General features: G+C 37.0%; 1 pseudogene. It reads left to right on the plus strand.

Annotated elements, in window-relative coordinates:
- A pseudogene (locus tag ACYQ4S_RS13065) lies at positions 1-230 on the plus strand (IS4 family transposase); the annotation flags it as partial.
- Positions 231-235: the final 5 nt, after the last annotated feature.

The following is a 235-nucleotide window of genomic DNA, read 5'->3' on the forward strand; positions in this document are numbered from 1 at the left end:
AGTTGTTTTTCAAGCACATCAAACAACATTTGACCATTAAAACGTACTATTCACAGTCTGAACAAGGCGTGGAGAATCAAGTGATTCTTGCGATGATTGTCTACTTACTGACGTTACTGATGAAACTAGAATTAAGGTTGAAATCAACCCTCTTCACTATTTTGAGACAAATCAGAGCGTTACAGTATGAACCATTTGAGTGTTTCAAAGAATCGTTCGCACCTGGTTAAGTGAA

This window comes from Alkalibacterium sp. s-m-28 (genome assembly GCF_054658175.1).